Below are 20,591 nucleotides of genomic sequence, written 5' to 3' on the forward strand. Positions count from 1 at the left end.
CTGCCCTTTTGTTGCATTGCATCAGGGATTTAAGCCACAATTCCCAATTACTTGGAAATGGAACTACGCTATATGGATACCCGGGGAATGAGGCTCAAGAATATCCAAGCTGGGCCATAGGGGACTCTGGGTTACCAATCGCCATGTCATCGATCACGACTTCTGCGCTCGATACGCCTGCGCGGCGCTCGGTGGAGCGGACTTGCGACGACCTTGCCATCTTGGTGATGGCGGTGGTCACCATTGTCGCGGGCCTGACCTTCCGCGACTACGGGCTTGGCTGGGACGACTACACGCACGCCGAATATGCCGACCTGCTGCTACGGATGTACGGTTCCGGCTTCAGGGACACCGGCGCGCTGTCGTTCGCCAATCTCTATATGTATGGCGGCGGCTTCGACATGGCTGCGGCCCTGCTGCACAAGATCATCCCGCTCGAACTGTTTGAAACGCGCCGCCTGCTCGGCGCCGTCGTCGGACTGATCGGCCTTGCCGTGACCTGGCGGCTGGCGCGGCGCGTCGGCGGCCCGCTTGCCGGGTTCGCAACGCTGCTGCTGCTGACGGTGTGCCCGACCTTCTACGGGCACATGTTCATGAACCCGAAGGACGCGCCGTTTGCGGTCTCGATGGTGATCCTGATCCTGGGTCTTGTGCGCCTCGCCGAGGAATATCCCGCCCCGTCGCCGCGAACCATCCTGATGGTCGGCCTCGGCGCCGGCCTCTCGATCGGCTGCCGGATTCTCGGCGGGCTGGCGCTGGTCTATGCGCTGGTCGGCTTCGTCCCGTTGCTGATCGATGAAGTCCGCACGCAAGGCTCGCGTGAAGCGGTCCGCCGCTTCGGCCATGTCGTATACGTGCTGCTGCCCGGCCTCGTGCTCGGATACCTGATCATGGGCCTGATGTGGCCGTGGTCGATCATGGAAGCGGACCATCCCTTCAAGGCGCTGACCTATTTCTCGCACTTCTTCGAAAAGCCCTGGAAGGAAATGTTCGACGGCGCGCTGGTCTCGGTGCCGGATATGCCCTGGTCCTATCTGCCGACCCTGTTTGCGCTGCAGCTTCCGGAAGTAATGCTTGCGCTTCTGATAGCCGGCGTCGTCGGCACTTTCATGTCGCTGTCGCGCACGGACGTTTCGGCCCGCCGCAAGACCATCTTCCTGATGCTGACGCTGGCGGCCAGCCTGCCGCTGGTGATCGCGATGGTGAAACGGCCGGCGCTGTACAACGGTATCCGGCATTTCGTTTTCGTCATCCCGCCGATGGCCGTGCTCGCCGGCGCATCGTTCGCCTGGGGCATGAACTGGCTCAAGGACAATCACCGCCGCTGGCAACCCGCCGCGCTGGCGGTGTTCATGTTCGGCCTGCTGTTGCCGCTCAGCGAGATGATCCGCCTGCACCCTTACGAATACACCCATTTCAACCACATCGCCGGCACGGTTCGCTCCGCCGACAATTTCTTCATGCTGGACTATTGGGGACTGGCACTGAAGCAGGCTTCCGATGGTCTGCGCGAAGAGCTGGTCGAACGGCAGGAATCGCCGCCGCAGGGACGTAAATGGAAGGTCGCGGTGTGCGGCCCGCAGCGCCCGGCGCAGGTGGCGCTCGGCCCCGACTTCACGATCGGCTGGGACAGCCAGTCCGCCGACTTCGCAATGACGCTCGGCGAGTTCTACTGCAAGGGCCTCACCGCGCCCGTCATGGTGGAAATCAAGCGTGACGATGTCGTGTTCGCGCGCGTCTACGATATCCGCGGCCGCGGCATCTCGACGCTGCTGGCCATTCCGGCGCCGTAACGGCGCATCGCCGCGATAGCATGACTGCCACGCGGGACGTCCGCCTTGCTGCCCGTCCGGCGCAGGGCTAGGCTCGCACTTCCAAAATCAACAATTTTGCCCGGAGAAGCGCGCCATGTCGCCAGCCGAAGCTCGCTTGAAGCAAGTTCCCTCCGGCATGACGGATGCCGAGTGGAACCAGCGCGTCAATCTCGCCGCCTGCTATCGTCTCGTCGCGCTGTATGGCTGGGACGATTTGGTCGACACCCACATCTCGGCGCGCGTGCCCGGCCCCGACCATCACTTTCTGATCAACCCTTACGGGTTGATGTTCGAGGAAATCACGGCGTCGAGCCTGGTGAAGGTCGATCTGCACGGCAACCAGCTCAGCGAGAGCGAATACAGCATCAATCCGGCGGGCTTCACCATCCATTCGGCGATCCACGAGGTGCGCGAGGACGCCGGTTGCGTGCTTCACCTGCATACGCCGGACGGCACTGCGGTCGCGAGCTGCATGGAAGGCTTGCTGCCGATGAACCAGACCGCACAATTCGTCACCCACGACCTCGCCTATCACGACTATGAAGGCGTGGCGCTGGACCATGACGAACGCCCGCGGCTGCAGAAGGACCTCGGCAACAAGAACCACATGCTGCTGCGCAACCACGGCACGCTGACGGTCGGCCGCTCGGTCGCCTCCGCCTTCGAGCGCATGTACCATCTGGAACGCGCCTGCACCATGCAGGTGCGCACCCGCATGCTGGGACCGACCGCCTATCCCGTCGAGCAGGCCGTGATCGACAAGAACGAACAACTGTTCGCCAATCCCGATCGCGCGGAATTGCGTTCGACCAATCTGGTATGGCCGCCGCTGTTGCGCAAACTCGACCGCATCGATCCCGGCTACAAGACCTGAGCCGGGCAAGCCCGCGAAAGGTTTTGGCGGCGTGACGGTACTGGTGACCGGCAGTTCCGGCCATTTGGGCGAGGCGCTGATGCGTACGCTGCAGGCGCAGCGGCGCGAGACCATTGGTATCGATATTCAGCCCGGCGCATTCACCTACCATGTAGGCTCGATCGCGGACCGCGCCTTCGTGCGCCGTTGCATGAAGAACGTCACGACGGTGCTGCACGCCGCGACGCTGCACAAGCCGCATGTGGCAACCCACAGCCGCCAGGACTTCGTCGACGTCAACGTTTCAGGCACGCTCAACCTGCTCGAAGAAGCCGCCGCCGCCGGCGTCACGGCGTTCGTCTACACCAGCACCACCAGCGTATTCGGCGATGCGCTGGTGCCGCCGCCGAGCGAACCGGCGGCCTGGATAACCGAAGACGTCACGGCGGTACCGAAGAACATCTACGGCGTCACCAAGGCGGCCGCGGAGGATCTGTGCCAGCTGTTCGCGCGCAATCATTCGCTGCGCGCCATCGTGCTGCGCACCTCGCGCTTCTTTCCCGAGGAGGACGACAATCGCGCGGTGCGCGAGGCCTACACCGACGCCAACATCAAGACCAACGAGTTCCTCTATCGCCGCGTCGATATCGAAGACGTGGTCAGCGCGCATCTGCTGGCGGCCCGCCACGCGCCTTCAGTCGGCTTCGCGAGGTACATCATCAGCGCCACCACGCCATTCTCGCGCGACGACGTGGCAGGTCTGCGCAGCAATGCACCGCAGGTAGTCCGCCGTTACGTACCTGACTATGAGGCCGAGTTTGCACGGCGCGGCTGGACGATGATCCCAGGCATCGATCGCGTCTATGTCAACGACCGGGCGCGCGCCGAACTCGGCTGGCAGCCGCGCCATGATTTCCGCGCGCTGATTGCGAGGCTGAGGGAGGACGACGACATCCTCAGTCCGCTGGCGCGCGAAGTCGGCAGCAAGGGCTATCACGATCGCGCTTTTCGCAAGGGCCCGTACCCGGTGGAATGAGGGCGCGGCGGAAGATATCGGTTGGACGAGCCGCGCGGATGCGCTAAACTGCCCGCCACAGACCCTCTACGCGTTTGGAATCAAAACGCCGCCCAATCCCGGGCGGCGTTTTTATTTGGGGACGGCGGATGGCGTAACGCTCACGTCCTGTCCGGCATCTGTCTTGGGAGTATGATCCTTACATCAGTCCCCTTGTCGGGTTCGCTGCTCAAGCGAAGCTGGCCGCCCAGGCGATCCGTCACCACGCTGTAGACGATATGCAGGCCGAGGCCAGTGCCGCCCTGGTGGCGGCGGGTAGTAAAGAATGGATCGAACGCCTGCCGCCTGACGTCCGGGCTCATGCCGCAGCCGTCGTCGCTAAAGATGATCTCGACATTATCGGCGCCGGATGCGCTCACCTTGATGGCAATATTTCCCCGCCGGCCGTCCGGAAACGCATGCGCGATCGCGTTGAGGAAAAGGTTGGTCAGCACCTGCCCGTAGGAGCCGGGATAGCTGCTGATCGAAAGGCCCTGCTCGCACTCGACGTTCAGCGTCACACCGTGCTTCGGCAGAGCCGGCCGCAGGCCCGTGGCGACCTGCTCGGTGAGATCACCGAGGTCGAACGATCGAAGCTCAGAACTGTTGCGGTCGGACGCCACCTGCTTGAACGACTGGATCAATCCGGCCGCGCGGTTCAGGCTCTCCTGCAGCTGCGCCGAGCCGTCGCACACTGCGTCCACAAACTCGTTGAGGCTCGACCGCTTGAGCGTTCCCTGCGCCGCTTCCGCGGCAAACTGTCGGCTTTTGCGCTCCAGCGATGACGCGACCGTCAGACTGGTGCCGAGCGGGTTGTTGATTTCGTGCGCGACACCCGCGACCAGCCGGCCGAGCGCTGCAAGCTTTTCCGCCTCGATCAGCCAGTTCTGGGTCTCGCGCAGATTTTGCAACGCGGCTTCGGCCGCATCCCTGGCCCGGCGCACTTCCCGCTCGCTGCGCTTGCGTTCGCTGATGTCGATATGGGTGCCGATCCAGCCATAGACCACGCCCTGGGGATCGCGCAGCGGAACGACGCGCGTCAGGAACGGGCTGTACTCGCCGTCCTTGCTGAGCAGCGACAACTCCGACTCCAGGGCAGTGCCGGCTGCCAGTGCCTCGGTCCAGCGATTGCCAAGCACCGTATGCCAGGCATGCGGATTGATCTCGCCGGCGGGCCGGCCCGTGTATTCGTACCAGTGACTGTTGAGCCAGTAGATTGCGCCGTCGGCGTGCGCCATCCACACTAGTTGCGGAATCGAATCCGCCAGCGTGTGGAACTGGCGTTCGCTGGCCCTCAGCGCGGCCTCGGCGCGCTTGCGCTCGGTGATCTCCTCGGCAGCGACATTGACGCCGACGATCTCACCATCGGCGTTGCGATGCGGGTGCCAGTAGGTGACCCAGAAACGCTCATCGGTCTGGTCGGCGCGCTGGCCAGCCACCTCGACGCCGGTGACGGGATCGCCGGTACGCATGATCGACTGCACGATGCCTTCGACCGCATCCGCCAGCGCCGGTACGCAATCCCGCACATAACGGCCAAGATGGTCCTCTACAGAAATGCCGCAGATATCGGTCAGGCGCTGGTTGATCTGGAGGTAGCGGCAGTCAGGCGACAGGAACGCAAGGCCGACCGGCGCGGTGTCGTAGATCAGTTGCAGCGTCGGCTGCCGCGGATCGAACACCTCGTCTGAAAATCTCGGCGGTACGCCGGTCGCGATCGGGGATTGATATGGTGTCATCGGTTGCTATCGGCTTCTATCGCCAATCCTCCCGCGCACGACACAACTAAATCCGATACGCTTGTAGAGGCAGTGATCGCTTCGGCATGCGTACCGCCAAAGATCCGGATCATGTCGCCGACCGTCTCGTCTGCCGGCGGCAGATCGAGCTCGTCCGTATCGGACGACGACACGGTTATCTGCGGGATTGAACGCCTCAATGGGGTGACGTGCAATGGTCACAATAACCTTGGACCTGCCCGGATCGCCCCAGAATCACCACATTCCGCACCGGCGCGCGGTCGCCGCAATGACGGTGCCAAGCGCGGCAGGGTGGCAAAGCCAACGAGTTGCGCGAACGTGTGTCCGGTGACAGGCTCCGCATGCCCACCATTCAAGGCCAACTACTCGGATAGTTGGTGGGCACGGCGCAACGCGCCTTCACACCCTACTGTCTCGCGCTCTACTTCGGCTCCGCGAGTGCTCCCAAAATCCGCGCCCAGGAGCGGATGCCCTTGTGGAAGCTCTTGAGGTCGTACTTCTCGTTCGGCGAGTGGATGTTGTCGTCGTCGAGACCGAAACCGACCAGCAGACTGTCGAGGCCGAGCGTGCGCTTGAAATCCGCGACGATCGGGATCGATGCGCCTGAGCCGACCAGCAGCGCCTCCTTGCCCCATTCCTCGGTCAACGCGCGCTTGGCAGCCGCCAGCGGCTTCATGTTCCAGTCGAGCGCGATGGCCGCGCCACTGGAGTGCTCGGTGAAGACGGCCTTGCAGTCGCCAGGAAGTCGCGCGGTGACATAGTCGCGGAACGCCTTCTTGATCTTCTGCGGGTCCTGGCCTTCGACCAGACGGAAGGAGACCTTTGCGGAAGCTTCCGCCGGAATCACGGTTTTCGAGCCCTCGCCGGTATAGCCGCCGATGATGCCGTTGATGTCGCAGGTCGGACGCGAGGATACTTGCTCGATCAGCAGGCGATCCTTTTCGCCGGCGGGGATCGAGAGCCCGATTGGCTTCAGGAACGACTCCGGCGTGAGGTTCAGGTTCTTCCACTGCGCCAAAATGTCTGGCGGCAGATCCTTCACGCCGTCGTAGAAGCCGGGAATGGTGATGCGGCCATTGTCGTCGAACAGGCCGCCGAGGATGTTGGTCAGCACGCGGATCGGGTTGCGCGCGCCACCGCCGAACACACCGGAATGCAGGTCGCGGTTGGCGGCCTTGATGGTGACCTCGTCATACATCAAGCCGCGCAGCGAGGTTGTGATGGCAGGTGTGTTCGGGTCCCACATGCCGGTGTCGCAGACCAGCGCGAAGTCGGCCTTCAACTCATCCTTGATCGCCTCCATAAACGGCACGAAATTCTTCGAGCCAACTTCTTCTTCGCCTTCGATCAGGATCGTGACATCGACCGGCAGCGATCCCGTGACCTTCTTCCAGGCCCGGCAGGCCTCGATGAAGGTCATCAACTGTCCCTTGTCATCCTCGGCGCCGCGCGCCACGATGATTTTTCTGCCATCGGCATGGTCGGTGACGACGGGCTCAAACGGCGGCCGGTGCCACAGATTGAGCGGATCGACCGGCTGCACATCATAATGGCCGTAAAACAGAACATGCGGCCGGCCGTCGGTGCTGCCGTTCGCCTTGGCAACGATCGCGGGATGCCCCGCCGTCGGCCTCACCTCGGCCTTGAAGCCGAGCGTGGCGATATCCTTGGCAAGATGATCGGCGGCTGCCTTGCAATCGCCGGCGAAGGCCGGATCGGCCGAGATCGACTTGATCCGCAACAGCGCAAACAGCCGCTCCAGGCTGTTGTCGAAATCGGCGTCGATGTGATCGAGGACCGGCTGCATCTTTGCGTTGGACATGGCTGACTATCCCTGGGTTACCCTTGGCTGTGGGCCTTGTTGTTGGCCTCAAGTTGTAGCTTGCCCGTGGCCTGAGGCAAGGCGACGTCTTCGGCAGGCGGATGCAATATGTGCCAGGCCAGCCCCGCCGTCAGCAGGATGGTGGCGGCGAGATTGTTGCCATACGCCTGCAGGTCGATCGGGAACAGCGGAAGCGAGAGGCACAACAGGCCGCCTGCCGCAACCAGCAACACCCACGTGCCGGCCCTCGCCGCCGGCCTCGGATCGTAGGCGGCGCGATGGGCCAGCACGGTGATCGGAAAGAACAGCCACAGAAAGTAATACTGGCGAGCCAGCGGCGAAGCGACCGTCATCAGACAGAACAGAATGCCAAGCTCCTCCGCATCCGACCGCTCGGTCCGGCGCGAGGCCTTCGGCATCACCGCGAGATATCCGAGCCCGATCGCGAGCGAGATCGCCAGCACGATCCAGTTCGCCGTCTTGAAATCGAGGTTGGCGACGTTCATCGTGCGCACCGGCTTGGACGGATCGTCCTGATTGTAGTTGACGGGCCGCGTCAGCCGGTGCGTCACCGCGATGATCGACTGATTGACCCACGACCAGTTCTGCTCGTCGCGCTGTCCGAACCCCTTCTCCGAACTGGTTCCGACCATGCCCTGGTACCAGGTCTTCAACTCCGTGAAATTGTTCTGGAAGCCGCGAAACGGCGCCGGCAGCACGAACAGGAACACGCCGATGAACACCAGCATGCTTGCCGCTGCCGCCCACTGTCGTCGCCACACCAGATAAGGCAGCACCGCCACCGGAAACACCTTGATCGCGGTAGCCAGCGCAAACATGCTGCCTGCCATCCAGCCACGGTGATCGCGCAGCAGCCAGAAGGCGTAAAGCATCAGCGCCAGCAGGACGAGGTTCGGCTGGCCGAGGTCGAACATGTCGAACACGAAGGTGACGGTGACGAAACCCGGCAGCGCTTCCAGCCACGGCCCGGGCTTGCGCCCCGATCCCGCCATCGCATGCGAGAACTGTGCCGTCATCCACCACGCGACGACGTTGAGAAACGACAGGCACAGATAGAGCGGGATCTTGCCGAACCAGCTCGGGATCGCGAGCAGCACCGCCGACAGCGGCGGATAGATGAATTCGAAATAAGCACCGGGATCGTCAGGATAGAGATTCCTGCCGTGCAGCACCTGCTGCCCGGCCCAGAACCACAGCGGATAATCCTTGGTCTTGCCGCTGCCCCAGATTTCCGGGACCAGGACATCAGCGGTCAGGGCGATGCAGCAGACCAGAAACAGGAGATCGAGCGGCCTTCGTAGCGACGGATATCTCAGCACACACTCGTTCCGGAGGTCAGAGGGAGATCGTAGCGACTCTTTTGTTTAGACGCGTTTTCTTCACGCGAACCGGCTTCCACTTCGCTCGAAAACGCTTTACCGCCGCAGCAAGCCGCCGAGCGCGCCGCGCACCAGCGCACGCCCAACCGAGCCGCCGAGCGATCCGCCAACTGCTTTGCCGAGATCGGCAGCGACACCACCGATGACCTTGTTGGTGACAGAACGCGTAACGTCTCGCGCAATCACCTGGCCGGTCGACATCCTGCCACGCTTGACGTTGGTGCCGAAAATCGTGCCGACGATCGAACCGATCTGCCCGAGAATTCCGCCGCCGGCGGCACCAGCGCCGCCATCCGTTCCGTCCGCGGGCGCCGCTGTTCCGGCCACGCGCTTCTGCAGCATCTCATAGGCGGATTCGGCGTCGATCGCGGTGTCGTATTTGCCCTTGACCGGGCTCTTGTTCATGATCGCCTTGCGTTCTTCCGGCGTGATCGGCCCGATCCGCGCCGTCGGCGGCCGGATCATGACGCGCTCGACCATGGTCGGCGTACCGCCGCCTTCGAGGAACGACACCAACGCTTCGCCCTTGCCGAGTTCCATGATGACGCGGGCGGTGTCGAGCTTCGGGTTCGGCCGGAAGGTCTGCGCGGCGGCATTTACCGCCTTCTGGTCGCGCGGCGTGAAGGCGCGCAACGCGTGCTGCACGCGGTTGCCCAACTGGGCCAGCACCTTGTCCGGCACGTCGATCGGGTTTTGCGTGACGAAATAGACGCCGACACCCTTGGAACGGATCAGGCGCACCACCTGCTCGATCTTGTCCATCAGCGCCTTCGGCGCATCGTTGAACAACAGATGCGCCTCGTCGAAGAAGAACACCAGTTTCGGCTTCGGCAGGTCGCCGGCTTCCGGCAGTTCCTCAAACAGTTCCGATAGCATCCACAACAGGAAGGTGGCGTAGAGCCTGGGGCTCTGCATCAGCTTGTCCGCGACCAGGATGTTAACCATTCCCCGGCCATCGCTGTCGGTCTTCATGAAATCCTTCAGGGTGAGCGCCGGCTCGCCGAAGAATTTCGTTCCGCCCTGGTTTTCCAGCACCAGAAGCTGGCGCTGAATGGTGCCGACAGTCGCCTTGCTGACATTGCCAAAACTCTGCGCAGCCTTTCGAATCTCGGCCAACGGATCTTCCTCGGCATCCGGCCCCTTCTTGCGGCCATCGGGAACGATCGCATCCAACAGCGACCGCAGATCCTTCATGTCGATCAGCGTCAAGCCGTTTTCATCCGCCACGCGGAATGCGACATTGAGCACGCCTTCCTGCACGTCGTTGAGATCGAGCATTCGCGACAGCAATAGCGGTCCCATTTCCGTAACCGTGGCGCGAACCGGATGGCCCTGCTCGCCGAATACGTCCCAAAACACCGTCGAGAACTGATCGGGCTGGAAATTAAGGCCCATCTCTCCGGCGCGCTTGAGGATGAAGTCCTTGGCTTCGCCGACTTCGGAGATTCCGGACAGGTCGCCCTTGATATCGGACGCGAACACGGGAACACCGGCGCGAGCAAAGCCCTCCGCCATCACCTGCAGCGACACGGTCTTGCCGGTCCCGGTCGCTCCGGTGACAAGGCCATGCCGATTGGCAAGTGCAAGCGTCAGCCAGGCCGTCTGTTCGCCCTTACCAATGAAAATCTTCTCGTCGGTATCGGCAATCTTGTTATCGGAGGTGGCCATCACATCGCCTCTTCGCGCATCAGGCAGCTTTAGGTGCCAAGTTACACCATCATATCGCATCCTGTCCGCCGATTGAAACCGCCAGCCGCACGGTTGCAGCGGCCCAAGGGCGTGCCTCTTATACTTTTTTCCGACCTCCGGCAGAAAAAACGAGAGCGCAGCGCAATAACTCAGTGTGAATCCGCTATTCACTCTTGCATTGCTGCAACACTCGCCGCGCGAATCGAGAGCTACATCGCCTTGATGTGCGTTGATCGCTTGTATTTCAATCCGCAGGCGCTCAAGATCAATTGACAAGCAGGCGACCCGGTAAAAACCGGTTGGAGACGGGGCAATATGGACGAATTGATTGGACGGCTGGCCTCGAAGGCCAGCATCGATAGCGTTGTCGCTGAAAAAACCATCGGCATCGTTCTGGGCTTTCTCCGTAACGAGGCGCCTTCCGACAAGGTTCAGGCGCTGATCGACCAAATTCCGGGGGCTGAAGCTGCGATCGCGGCTTCCAGCAGCAATGGTGGATTCTCGAGGCTGATGGGCGGAGGCTTGATGGCGGTCGGCACCAAGCTGATGGCGCTCGGCCTGGGCATGAGCGAGATTCAGAGCGTGGCGCGTGAACTTTTCAGGTTCGGTCGCGACAAAATCGGAGCGGATCAAATGGGCGAAATCATTTCAGGGACGCCGGGCCTCAGCCAGTTCGCATAGATGCGCATCCTGGCAAGCACATTCAGCCCGAGCACATTCTTTATTATTTATCGAGCGTCATGACCTACCCCCTTTCCGAGATCGAAGGCCTGACCGCCTACTCCGCCTCGAAACTGAAATCGTTGGGCATTCGCACCACCGAGGCGCTGCTGGAGGCCGCCCGCACGGTGAAGGGGCGCAAGGCGCTCGCCGCGAAGACCGGCATCAGCGAACAGCAACTGCTCGAATGGGCGAATTTTTCCGACTACATGCGCATTCCCGGGATGGGCAAGGCCAAGGTGGGCCTGGTGCGTGCGGCCGGCGTCACCACGGTACGCGAACTCACGCTTCGCAATCCGGCACGCCTGGCCCAGAACATGAAAGACGTGAACACCAGGCGTAAACTCGTCCGGGTTCTGCCCTCCGAAAGATCCGTCGAGCAACTGATCGAGCAGGCGCGCAAGCTTTCGCCAAAAATCAGCTACTGAGGCCGGTCAGACCGGCCCGCGGGAGCCGGCTCTCACGCCTTGACTCCCCGGCGCGGACCGCGCAAAGCGACCGCATGATCGCAGCCAAGCCCAGACCCACCGCCGCGACCGGTCCGGCCGGTCATCCGGTGCTGCCTGCGCTGCTGTCGAGGCCCTATCCGGCGGTAATGGGCGTGCTGAATGTAACGCCGGATTCATTCTCCGACGGCGGACAATTCACCGCCCCCGAGCGCGCACTGGCGCAGGCCCGGCGTATGGTGGCCGAGGGCGCTGACATCATCGACATCGGCGCGGAATCCACCCGGCCCTACGGATCGGAACCGATCTCGGCGGAAGAAGAATTGAAGCGCCTGCAGCCGGTGCTGCCCGATGTCGTCGCGCTCGGCATTCCCGTATCGATCGACAGCATGAAATCGGCCGTCGTTGCCTGGGCGCTCGATCAAGGGGCGGCGATCGCCAACGACGTCTGGGGCCTGCAGCGCGATAGAGGCATGGCGGGCCTCGTCGCCGAGCGCGGCGCGCCTGTCATCATCATGCATAACCGCGATAGCGCCGATCCCGCCATCGACATTATGCAGGACATCGCCGACTTCTTCGCGCGTTCGCTCGACATCGCGGCGAAAGCGGGAATTTCGCCTGACAAGATTGTCCTCGATCCCGGCATCGGCTTCGGCAAGACGCCCGAGCAAAGCATGACCGCGCTGGCGCGGCTCGGTGAGTTGCAGTCGTTCGAACTTCCACTGCTGGTCGGCGCCTCGCGCAAGCGCTTCATCAGCACGGTGACGCCGTCGGAGCCGCATCAGCGGCTCGGCGGCTCGATTGCCGCGCATCTGTTGGCGGCCCAGAACGGAGCGCGGATCATCCGGGCGCATGACATCGCCGAAACCGTACAGGCGCTGCGCGTCACCGCCGCAATCAGGGAACAGGAATGAGCGATACGATCTTCATCACCGGCGTCGTCATCCATGCCCGCCACGGCGTGATGGAGCACGAGACCGAAGTCGGGCAGCGTTTCGTGATCGACCTCGAACTTTCCGCCGATCTGTCGGAAGCCTCGCGCACCGATCACCTGTCCGACACCGTATCCTATGCCAGTGTGGTGGCGACCGCGACGGCGGCGTTCAAGAACACCAATTACAAGCTCCTGGAGCGCGCCGCCGGCGCCGTTGCAGATGCGATATTCGCGGCGTTTGCGCGCATCGATGCGGTGAAGGTCACCGTGCACAAGCCGCATGCGCCGATTGCCGCGATCTTCGAGGATGTCGGCGTCGTGCTGACGCGCAAGCGGCAATCGCCCTGACATGGCCGATGTGCTGATCGCGCTCGGCGGCAATGTTGGCGACATCCGCGCCACATTCCGGAAAGCCATCGCCAATATTTGCGGCATGACACAGGCCGCCCTGCTCGCGCGTTCCTCCGACTACATTACCCCGCCCTGGGGCGAGGAAAATCAGGCGCCCTTCACCAACGCCTGTATCGAGATCGAAACCAGCCTCGATCCGCACGCGCTGCTGTTTACGCTGCACAAGATCGAGAAAAAATTCGGCCGCGACCGCGCCCACGAGACGCGCTGGGGTCCGCGCACCCTCGACCTCGATTTGATCGCCTATGACGACGTCAGGCTCGAGAAGCCGGAACTGACGCTGCCACACCCCCGCCTGTTCGAGCGCGCCTTCGTGCTGGTGCCGCTGGCCGAGATCGCGCCCGACCGTGTCATTGCGGGACGCCGTGTCATTGATGCGCTGGCGCAGCTTTCGACCGAGGGGATCCAGCGGCTACCCGACCTGGATTGACCGGCAAGGACCCAAAACAACCGTTTGGCTTGGCGGCCGCCCCGTGGCAATTTCCGGTCAAATCAAGAGACGACCAGGGAATAATGGGCCGGATGACCAGGATTGACGAGCTGACATTGGCGGCGGAATTTCCGCAGGCGACCTACGAGGACTGGCGCAAGCTGGTCGACGGGGTGCTGAAGGGCGCGCCGTTCGAGAAACTGGTCAGCAAGACGTCCGACGGGTTGAAAATCGATCCGATCTATCGCCGGGCCCAGGGTGCTACGCCGGTCGCCGGCCGTGCCGCGGCTGCGCCCTGGCAGATCATGCAGCGGATCGATCATCCCGATGCAAAGGCGGCCAACGCGCAGGCGCTGCACGATCTGGAGAACGGCGCGACGGGGCTGACGCTCGTATTCGCCGGCGCCAATGGCGCCCATGGTTTCGGGCTGGATCCTTCGGCAGAGGCGGTCGCGCAGGTTCTCGATGGCATCTATCTCGACGCCGGCATCGGTATCGAGCTGCAGATCGGCCCGCAGTCGCGGATGGCAGCGATTCACGTGGCGGAATATATCAAGCGCAGAGGTATCGACCCCGCCGCCTGCGATATCCGCTTTGGGCTGGACCCGCTCGGATCCTGTGCGGTGTGGGGCTTCAGTCCCTATAGCTGGGAGGAGATCGTTCCCGCGGTCACCGGCTCGATCAAGGGCCTCGCCGCCATGGGCTTCAAGGGCCCGTTCGCGGTCGCCGATGGGCGGGTGATCCACGATGCCGGTGGATCGGAGGTGCAGGAATTGGCATTCGTGCTCGCCGCCGCCGTCGCCTATCTGCGCGCGATCGAACAGGCAGGCATTGCGCTCGAAGATGCGCGAGGCATGGTCTATGCGCGGCTGAGCGCGGACGCGGACCAGTTCCTGACGCTGGCGAAATTCCGGGCGCTGCGGCTGTTGTGGGCGCGGGTCGAGCAGGCCTGCGGTCTCACGCCCAAACCGCTGTTCATTGCGGCCGATACCGCATGGCGCATGCTGACGCAGCGCGATGCCTATGTGAACATGCTGCGCGCGACGATGGCGACTTTTTCCGCCGGTCTCGGCGGTGCCAGCGCCATCACCGTATTGCCGCATACGCTGGCGCTGGGTCTGCCCGATCCGTTCGCGCGGCGGGCCGCGCGCAACACACAACTGGTGCTGCTGGAAGAGTCCAACCTTGCCAAGGTGAGCGATCCCGCAGCCGGCGCCGGCGGCATCGAGGCATTGACAAAACAGCTTTGCGAATCCGCGTGGTCGCTGTTTCAGGAGATCGAAACCGCCGGCGGCATATTTTCCGCGCTCGAACAGAATCTGATCCAGCGCAAGGTCGCCGCCACGCGGACCGCGCGCGAGGCCAGCATTGCCAAGCGAAGAGACGTGTTGACCGGCGCGAGCGAATTCCCGAACCTGCATGAGCCTGAGATCGCCGTCCTCGATGCGACGCCGATCGTGCTGCCGCCCTATGGCGAGGCAAAGTTCAAGTTCGACCCGCTGGCGCCGATGCGGCTGGCCGCGCCGTTCGAGGCGCTGCGCGACAAGTCGGACGAAAAGCTCAAGGCATCCGGCGCGCGGCCAAAGATATTCCTTGCCAATCTCGGCACGGCGGCCGACTTCACCGCACGCGCCACCTTTGCCAAGAGTTTTTTCGAAACTGGTGGCATCGAGGCGATCGACACGCAGGGGTTTGTCGACCCGGCGGCGCTGGCCGCCGCGTTCAAGGCGTCAGGCGCGGCGATTGTTTGCCTGTGCTCGTCCGACAAGGCCTATGCGGAACACGCAGTAGCCGCCACAAAGGCCCTTCAAGCGGCCGGCGCCAAGCATATCTATCTGGCAGGGCGGCCCGGCGAACAGGAGGCTGCGCTACGCTCGGCCGGCGTCGGCGATTTCATCTTTGCCGGCGGCGATGCGCTGGCGATGCTGAAGGAAGCCTGGCGGCGGATGGAGCAAGCATGACGGAAAACAACAAGACGGTCCTGACCGGCGGCTGCCAGTGCGGCGCCATCCGCTTCGCGGTATCGGGGGTGCCCGCCAAGATCAGCATCTGCCATTGCCGGATGTGCCAGAAGGCATCGGGCGCGCCCTTCGCCTCCTTCGCCGACATAGAGCATGAAAACTTCACCTGGACCCGCGGCAAGCCATCCGCATTCCAATCCTCCTCCATCGCCGAGCGCGATTTTTGCTCCGACTGCGGCACGCCGCTAAGCTTCCGGCGCATCGGCGGCCCCCGGATCGAGATCATGACCGGCACGTTCGACCGCCCCGACCGGGTGGTGCCGACGCGGCAATATGGAACCGAATCCCGGCTTGGCTGGGTGGTCGGCATCGCCAACCTGCCGAGCCAGACCACAATGCAGAATTACGGGCCGGAGAAGTTGGCGACCATCAGCAGCCACCAGCATCCGGATCATGATTAGGGGTGGCGCGCCCTCGACTTCACATGTGCTATGATGGGTACCATGAGCCGCATACCGAACTTTGCAAATGTCGCCTTTGAAGCCACCGCGCCCGCGCCGCCCGCCGGCGGCGCCGAGCCGTGGCTGACGCCCGAAGGTATCCCGGTCAAGCCCGGCTACAGCGAGGCCGATCTCGAGGGCATCGACTTCCTCGAAACATGGCCAGGCGTCGCGCCATACTTACGCGGCCCCTACCCGACCATGTATGTCAACCAGCCCTGGACCATCAGGCAATACGCTGGTTTCTCCACGGCGGAAGATTCCAACGCGTTCTATCGCCGTAACCTCGCGGCCGGGCAAAAGGGCCTTTCGGTCGCGTTCGACCTCGCCACGCATCGCGGCTATGACAGCGATCACCCCCGCGTCTCCGGCGACGTCGGCATGGCTGGCGTCGCGATCGATTCCATCTACGACATGCGCACGCTGTTTGCGGGCATTCCGCTCGACCAGATGAGCGTGTCGATGACCATGAACGGCGCGGTGCTGCCGATCCTCGCGTTGTTCGTCGCCGCCGCCGAGGAACAGGGCGTTCCCCCGGAGAAATTGTCGGGCACCATTCAGAACGACATTCTGAAAGAGTTCATGGTGCGCAACACCTACATCTATCCACCCGTGCCCTCGATGCGGATCATCTCCGACATTTTTGCGTACACCTCGCAAAAAATGCCGAAGTACAACTCGATCTCCATCTCCGGCTATCACATGCAGGAAGCTGGGGCCACGCAGGACCTCGAGCTCGCCTATACGTTGGCCGACGGTGTCGAATATCTGCGTGCCGGACTTGCCGCCGGCCTCGACGTCGACCGCTTCGCGCCGCGGCTGTCGTTCTTCTGGGCGATCGGCATGAACTTCTTCATGGAAGTCGCCAAGATGCGCGCCGCGCGGCTGTTGTGGGCCAAGCTGCTGGCCCAGTTCAACCCGAAGGATCCGCGCTCGCTGTCGCTGCGCACGCATTGCCAGACCTCCGGCTGGTCGCTGACCGCGCAGGACGTCTTCAACAATGTGATGCGCACCACCATCGAGGCGATGGCGGCGACCCAGGGCCACACTCAATCGCTGCACACCAACGCGCTCGACGAGGCGCTGGCGCTGCCGACCGACTTCTCAGCCCGCATCGCGCGCAACACGCAATTGTTCCTGCAGCAGGAAAGCGGCACCAACCGCATCATCGATCCCTGGGGCGGCTCCTATTACGTGGAACGGCTGACCCGCGATCTCGCGGAGAAGGCCTGGGGCCACATCCAGGAAGTCGAGGCGCTCGGCGGCATGGCCAAGGCGATCGAGGCCGGCGTGCCGAAACTGCGGATCGAGGAAGCCTCCGCCAAGACGCAGGCGCGGATCGACGCCGGACGGCAGGCGGTGATCGGCGTCAACAAGTACAAGCCCGTCAATGAAGCCGCGATCGACGTGCTCAAGGTGGAAAACTCCACCGTGCGGCGGCTGCAGATCGACAAGCTGAAGCGGCTGCGCACCGAGCGCGACCAGAAGGAAGTCGATTCTGCGCTGGCCGCACTGACGCGCAGCGCCGGCGAAGGCAATGGCAACCTGCTGGCGCTGGCGATCGATGCCGCGCGCGCCAAAGCAACCGTGGGCGAAATTTCGGACGCGATGGAAAAAGTGTTCGGGCGCCACCGCGCCGAAATCAAATCCATCACCGGCGTCTACAAGCGGGAGGCGTCCGCCATGTCCAACCGGGTCGAAAAGGTGCAGGAGCTGATCGATGCGTTCGAGACTGCCGAGGGCCGCCGGCCCCGCATCCTCGTCGCCAAGATCGGCCAGGACGGCCACGACCGCGGCCAGAAGGTGATCGCATCCGCGTTCGCCGATGTCGGCTTCGACGTCGATATCGGGCCGCTGTTTGCCACCGCCGACGAGGCGGCGCGGCAGGCGGTGGAGAACGACGTCCATATCCTCGGCGTGTCGTCGCTCGCGGCCGCCCACCTCACCGCGGTGCCGGAACTCAAGGCCGCGCTGAAGAAGCACGGCCGCGAGGACATCATGATCATCATCGGCGGCGTGGTCCCGCCGCAGGATTATGAGGCGCTCTATGCGGCCGGCGCCGAAGCGATCTTCCCGCCCGGCACGGTGATCTCGGATGCCGCCGAAGAGCTGATCCGCAAGCTCAACGCCCGGCTCGGCCATAGCGAGGCGGCGGAGTAGCTTCGACACGAAGCGTACGATTGAGATAGGCTGTGTCAATGAAAGGGGGCACCGTGCAATGGTGCCGCAGTGCCCCCAGGTAGACCATCCTGATGTCGGATGCGTCAGTGCCTACGCAGCAGCATCAAGGCCGATGCTTTGCCGCAGTCCTTCCAACTCTGCTTCCAAATCCAAAACGATATCGTGTAGCAAACGCGCCGCGAGTGGATCCGTGGTTTCCTGCTCCATCGCCCGATAGCGCGCAACCTGATTTCTGCGCTCCTTCCAGTCGCTGTCAGTCATGATGTCTCCCCATGCTCTGACCCCCAAGCGCGGGCACATTGGCTCCCTCAATTAAGGAATTATTGCGGCGCAAACGCGGAATCTGGCGGCTGCATCGCTACCGAAAGGTTCTGCAATACCCGCAAAAGTGAAGACCATCGCCTCACGCGCGAAGGCGGCTTAACGCCCTTTCGAGCGAACGAGTCCAATCCGGAATCCAGGACTGGAATTGCGTCCGCCAACGCTCGGCATCCTGCGGCGCGGTGTCGAGCGTTACAGCCCATTCGATGAATGTTCTGTTGCCCTCGACGACCGGAAGCAGGTGCATCGTGCCCTGATAGTGAGTCGGTGCGGGCGCTTCGGGCACGAGACCGGATGGAAACGGCAGCGGCTCGATGCCGGCATAGGTCAGCGTGTGGCCTTCGTCGGAATGGCCGGCGAGACGTTGGCGAACCCAGTTGCCGAGATAGCAGAAGCGCCTCACTGCTCCGATTTCGTCGCCGCTCTTGTCGTCCTCGATCACGCTTTCGGTGACGCCGTCGATATAGGCCGGGTAGTTGTTGAAGTCGCGGATCAGATCCCACACGACTGGCACGGGATGGTTCAGCACAGTGCTGTAATAGGCTGTCGTCATGGTTGTCTCCGCAATCGATCGCGGCTCGATGACTGAGCCGCACATGGATACCTATTTCGGGTAGCCTGATCGCCGCCACCCGATTTCCGGATGCGGCGAGATGCCCACCGGAGATGAAACCGTATGATCGGCCAACGGCTTGCGACTGCAGCACAAAGCCGCCTAGAATGCGGACATCACAAGAGCGCCTGGACTCACGGGTGCCGCAGGGGAGGACCCACCATGTCCAGGAAGATCACGCGCCGCGCCTTCGCGGCTTCATCCGCTGCTGCGGCGGCTGTCGCGGGTTTTGGCTTCAAGCCGGCTTTGGCGCAGGCTTACCCGGCACGCCCGGTGACCGTGATCGTACCGTGGGGCGCCGGCGGCGGCACTGACGCGACCGCACGCATCGTCGCGGCGCTGCTGGAGAAGGATCTCGGCCAGCCCTTTAACGTGGTCAACCGCACCGGCGGCTCCGGCGTGGTCGGCCATTCCGCGATCGCGACCGCACAGCCCGACGGCTACACCATCGGCATGCTGACGGTGGAAATCTCGATGATGCACTGGCAGGGCCTCACTGAACTGGCGCCAAAGAGCTACACACCGCTCGCGCTGATGAACGAGGATCCGCCCGGCATCCAGGTCAGTTCCGGATCGCCCTACAAGACCGTGAAAGAACTCGCCGACGCCATCAAGGCCGCGCCTGCCGGCAAGTTCAAAGCCTCCGGCACCGGCCAGGGCGGCATCTGGCACCTGGCGCTGGTCGGCTGGATGCAGGCGATGGGACTTGCGCCAAATCATGTCGCCTGGGTGCCGTCGAACGGCGCGGCGCCCGCAATGCAGGATCTCGCGGCAGGCGGCCTCGATCTCACCACCTGTTCGGTGCCGGAAGCGCGCGCCATCATCGAGGCCGGCAAGGCACGCAGCCTTGCGCTGATGGCCACGGCGCGCAACCCCGCCTTCCCCGACGTGCCGACGCTGAAGGAAGCGATGGGCATCGATTATTCGACCGGGGCGTGGCGCGGCATTGCCGGCCCCAAGGGCCTGCCTGCGGATGTCGCGACAAAACTCACCGCGGCACTGAAGAAGGTTTTCGACTCCAAGGAGTTCAAGGAGTTCATGAGCAATCGCGGCTTCGGAACGGTGTGGGGCGATGCGACCGAATTCGCCACCTTCATGGACAAGGGCGACGCCCAGATGGGCGTGGCGATGAAGGCCGCCGGGCTATCGAAGGCCTGATCATCGGCTGACATCGTCCGAACCCACGGAGCCAGTCCATGCGTCTTCCCGATCGCGTCACGGGATTGTTTCTCGTTGGCCTCGGCGCGGCTGCCGCCTATGGCGGCTGGCTGTTGCCGCCGGTGCCCGGCCAGCCGGTCGGGCCCAACGTGTTTCCGCTGGTGATCGGAACGGGTCTCGCGTTGTGCGGGCTCGCGATCGCGTTCGGGATCGGCCATTCCTTCGAAGAGGAGGAAGAGCTCATTCCGGTCGAGGGCGGCCAGCCGAGGCCGCCGACCGGGAAGTTTTACGGCCTGCGCGCATTGCTGCCGCCGGCATTGCTGCTGTTCTACGTGGTGGTCGCCGACCGGCTTGGCTTCATCATCACGGCAGCGCTGATCGTGTTCGTGACCTCGAGCGCGCTCGGCGCAAGATGGAAGCTGTCGCTGCCGCTCGCCGTGCTGGCGCCGATCGGCATTCATCTGATTTTCGCAAAATTGCTGCGCGTGCCGCTCCCGGCCGGGCTGCTGCCGATGCCATGGTGA

19 protein-coding genes and 1 pseudogene are annotated in these 20,591 nt (G+C 63.3%); 13 read left to right on the plus strand and 7 right to left on the minus strand.

What is annotated here, in order from left to right; all coding sequences use genetic code 11:
• The first annotated feature begins 143 nt into the window (after nucleotides 1-143).
• From V1283_RS21915 to V1283_RS21925, 3 genes are all read left to right on the plus strand, one after another.
• Complete coding sequence (locus tag V1283_RS21915) at nucleotides 144-1,793, plus strand: ArnT family glycosyltransferase (protein ID WP_334388528.1); 1,650 nt, start codon at nucleotides 144-146, stop codon at nucleotides 1,791-1,793.
• 115 nt (nucleotides 1,794-1,908) lie between these two features.
• Nucleotides 1,909-2,688 carry a class II aldolase/adducin family protein gene (locus V1283_RS21920; protein ID WP_334388529.1) on the plus strand — a complete coding sequence of 260 codons (780 nt, stop codon included), beginning with the start codon at nucleotides 1,909-1,911 and terminating at the stop codon, nucleotides 2,686-2,688.
• Between the two features lie 31 nt (nucleotides 2,689-2,719).
• The gene (locus V1283_RS21925) at nucleotides 2,720-3,703 is read left to right on the plus strand and encodes an NAD-dependent epimerase/dehydratase family protein (protein WP_334388530.1); all 984 of its coding nucleotides are present in this window, start codon (nucleotides 2,720-2,722) and stop codon (nucleotides 3,701-3,703) included.
• Between the two features lie 140 nt (nucleotides 3,704-3,843).
• Here V1283_RS21925 and V1283_RS21930 read toward each other — a convergent pair whose 3' ends face one another.
• The 5 genes and pseudogenes from V1283_RS21930 to V1283_RS21950 form a co-directional block, all read right to left on the minus strand.
• On the minus strand, nucleotides 3,844-5,049 hold the full coding sequence (locus tag V1283_RS21930; RefSeq protein ID WP_334393134.1) for a PAS domain-containing sensor histidine kinase: 1,206 nt from the start codon (nucleotides 5,047-5,049) through the stop codon (nucleotides 3,844-3,846).
• Nucleotides 5,029-5,460 (minus strand): annotated as a pseudogene (locus tag V1283_RS21935) (PAS domain-containing protein); the annotation flags it as partial. The pseudogene V1283_RS21935 and the gene V1283_RS21930, both read right to left, overlap by 21 nt.
• Before the next feature lie 442 nt (nucleotides 5,461-5,902).
• Nucleotides 5,903-7,303: a M20/M25/M40 family metallo-hydrolase gene (locus tag V1283_RS21940; RefSeq protein WP_334388531.1), complete on the minus strand. Its 1,401-nt coding sequence runs from the start codon at nucleotides 7,301-7,303 to the stop codon at nucleotides 5,903-5,905.
• A gap of 17 nt (nucleotides 7,304-7,320) precedes the next feature.
• Nucleotides 7,321-8,643, minus strand: a complete 1,323-nt coding sequence (locus V1283_RS21945; protein ID WP_334388532.1) for a glycosyltransferase family 87 protein — start codon at nucleotides 8,641-8,643, stop codon at nucleotides 7,321-7,323.
• Between the two features lie 96 nt (nucleotides 8,644-8,739).
• The gene (locus V1283_RS21950) at nucleotides 8,740-10,371 is read right to left on the minus strand and encodes a helicase HerA-like domain-containing protein (protein WP_334388533.1); all 1,632 of its coding nucleotides are present in this window, start codon (nucleotides 10,369-10,371) and stop codon (nucleotides 8,740-8,742) included.
• 336 nt (nucleotides 10,372-10,707) lie between these two features.
• Between V1283_RS21950 and V1283_RS21955 the strand changes: the two genes are divergently transcribed.
• From V1283_RS21955 to scpA, 8 genes are all read left to right on the plus strand, one after another.
• Nucleotides 10,708-11,073 (plus strand): DUF2267 domain-containing protein, encoded by a 366-nt coding sequence (locus tag V1283_RS21955; RefSeq protein ID WP_334388534.1) that lies wholly within the window; start codon nucleotides 10,708-10,710, stop codon nucleotides 11,071-11,073.
• Between the two features lie 59 nt (nucleotides 11,074-11,132).
• Nucleotides 11,133-11,540, plus strand: a complete 408-nt coding sequence (locus V1283_RS21960) for a DUF4332 domain-containing protein (protein ID WP_334388535.1) — start codon at nucleotides 11,133-11,135, stop codon at nucleotides 11,538-11,540.
• 74 nt (nucleotides 11,541-11,614) lie between these two features.
• Entirely contained in the window at nucleotides 11,615-12,472 is an 858-nt protein-coding gene (gene folP / locus V1283_RS21965; protein WP_334388536.1) for a dihydropteroate synthase, read from the plus strand.
• Nucleotides 12,469-12,840, plus strand: coding sequence for a dihydroneopterin aldolase (gene folB, locus V1283_RS21970; protein WP_334388537.1), 372 nt, complete (start codon nucleotides 12,469-12,471; stop codon nucleotides 12,838-12,840). The genes folP and folB overlap by 4 nt, the downstream gene beginning before the upstream one ends.
• A gap of 1 nt (nucleotide 12,841) precedes the next feature.
• Complete coding sequence (gene folK, locus V1283_RS21975; RefSeq protein WP_334388538.1) at nucleotides 12,842-13,333, plus strand: 2-amino-4-hydroxy-6-hydroxymethyldihydropteridine diphosphokinase; 492 nt, start codon at nucleotides 12,842-12,844, stop codon at nucleotides 13,331-13,333.
• Between the two features lie 92 nt (nucleotides 13,334-13,425).
• A complete protein-coding gene (locus V1283_RS21980) occupies nucleotides 13,426-15,294 on the plus strand; it encodes a methylmalonyl-CoA mutase family protein (protein WP_334388539.1) in 1,869 nt (622 codons plus the stop codon).
• A complete protein-coding gene (locus V1283_RS21985) occupies nucleotides 15,291-15,755 on the plus strand; it encodes a GFA family protein (RefSeq protein WP_334388540.1) in 465 nt (154 codons plus the stop codon). Before V1283_RS21980 ends, V1283_RS21985 begins: the two co-directional genes overlap by 4 nt.
• A gap of 42 nt (nucleotides 15,756-15,797) precedes the next feature.
• Nucleotides 15,798-17,954: a methylmalonyl-CoA mutase gene (gene scpA / locus V1283_RS21990; protein WP_334388541.1), complete on the plus strand. Its 2,157-nt coding sequence runs from the start codon at nucleotides 15,798-15,800 to the stop codon at nucleotides 17,952-17,954.
• 111 nt (nucleotides 17,955-18,065) lie between these two features.
• Here scpA and V1283_RS21995 read toward each other — a convergent pair whose 3' ends face one another.
• Nucleotides 18,066-18,236: a hypothetical protein gene (locus V1283_RS21995; protein WP_334388542.1), complete on the minus strand. Its 171-nt coding sequence runs from the start codon at nucleotides 18,234-18,236 to the stop codon at nucleotides 18,066-18,068.
• Nucleotides 18,237-18,378: 142 nt separating this feature from the next.
• Nucleotides 18,379-18,849, minus strand: a complete 471-nt coding sequence (locus tag V1283_RS22000) for an SRPBCC family protein (protein WP_334388543.1) — start codon at nucleotides 18,847-18,849, stop codon at nucleotides 18,379-18,381.
• Nucleotides 18,850-19,071: 222 nt separating this feature from the next.
• Between V1283_RS22000 and V1283_RS22005 the strand changes: the two genes are divergently transcribed.
• Both V1283_RS22005 and V1283_RS22010 read left to right on the plus strand, forming a co-directional pair.
• Nucleotides 19,072-20,067, plus strand: a complete 996-nt coding sequence (locus tag V1283_RS22005; RefSeq protein WP_334388544.1) for a tripartite tricarboxylate transporter substrate binding protein — start codon at nucleotides 19,072-19,074, stop codon at nucleotides 20,065-20,067.
• 38 nt (nucleotides 20,068-20,105) lie between these two features.
• On the plus strand, nucleotides 20,106-20,591 hold the full coding sequence (locus V1283_RS22010) for a tripartite tricarboxylate transporter TctB family protein (RefSeq protein WP_334388545.1): 486 nt from the start codon (nucleotides 20,106-20,108) through the stop codon (nucleotides 20,589-20,591).

The organism is Bradyrhizobium sp. AZCC 2262 (genome assembly GCF_036924535.1).
Taxonomy (GTDB): domain Bacteria; phylum Pseudomonadota; class Alphaproteobacteria; order Rhizobiales; family Xanthobacteraceae; genus Bradyrhizobium.

Coding starts and splice junctions, on each gene's coding strand:
- V1283_RS21940 (WP_334388531.1), bottom strand. CDS start 7,303: ATGTCCAACGCAAAGATGCAGCCGGTCCTCGATCACATCGACGCCGAT.
- V1283_RS21955 (WP_334388534.1), top strand. CDS start 10,708: ATGGACGAATTGATTGGACGGCTGGCCTCGAAGGCCAGCATCGATAGC.
- V1283_RS21985 (WP_334388540.1), top strand. CDS start 15,291: ATGACGGAAAACAACAAGACGGTCCTGACCGGCGGCTGCCAGTGCGGC.
- scpA (WP_334388541.1), top strand. CDS start 15,798: ATGAGCCGCATACCGAACTTTGCAAATGTCGCCTTTGAAGCCACCGCG.
- V1283_RS21980 (WP_334388539.1), top strand. CDS start 13,426: ATGACCAGGATTGACGAGCTGACATTGGCGGCGGAATTTCCGCAGGCG.
- V1283_RS21995 (WP_334388542.1), bottom strand. CDS start 18,236: ATGACTGACAGCGACTGGAAGGAGCGCAGAAATCAGGTTGCGCGCTAT.
- V1283_RS21915 (WP_334388528.1), top strand. CDS start 144: ATGTCATCGATCACGACTTCTGCGCTCGATACGCCTGCGCGGCGCTCG.
- folP (WP_334388536.1), top strand. CDS start 11,615: ATGATCGCAGCCAAGCCCAGACCCACCGCCGCGACCGGTCCGGCCGGT.
- folB (WP_334388537.1), top strand. CDS start 12,469: ATGAGCGATACGATCTTCATCACCGGCGTCGTCATCCATGCCCGCCAC.
- V1283_RS21960 (WP_334388535.1), top strand. CDS start 11,133: ATGACCTACCCCCTTTCCGAGATCGAAGGCCTGACCGCCTACTCCGCC.
- V1283_RS22000 (WP_334388543.1), bottom strand. CDS start 18,849: ATGACGACAGCCTATTACAGCACTGTGCTGAACCATCCCGTGCCAGTC.
- V1283_RS21920 (WP_334388529.1), top strand. CDS start 1,909: ATGTCGCCAGCCGAAGCTCGCTTGAAGCAAGTTCCCTCCGGCATGACG.
- folK (WP_334388538.1), top strand. CDS start 12,842: ATGGCCGATGTGCTGATCGCGCTCGGCGGCAATGTTGGCGACATCCGC.
- V1283_RS22005 (WP_334388544.1), top strand. CDS start 19,072: ATGTCCAGGAAGATCACGCGCCGCGCCTTCGCGGCTTCATCCGCTGCT.
- V1283_RS22010 (WP_334388545.1), top strand. CDS start 20,106: ATGCGTCTTCCCGATCGCGTCACGGGATTGTTTCTCGTTGGCCTCGGC.
- V1283_RS21950 (WP_334388533.1), bottom strand. CDS start 10,371: ATGGCCACCTCCGATAACAAGATTGCCGATACCGACGAGAAGATTTTC.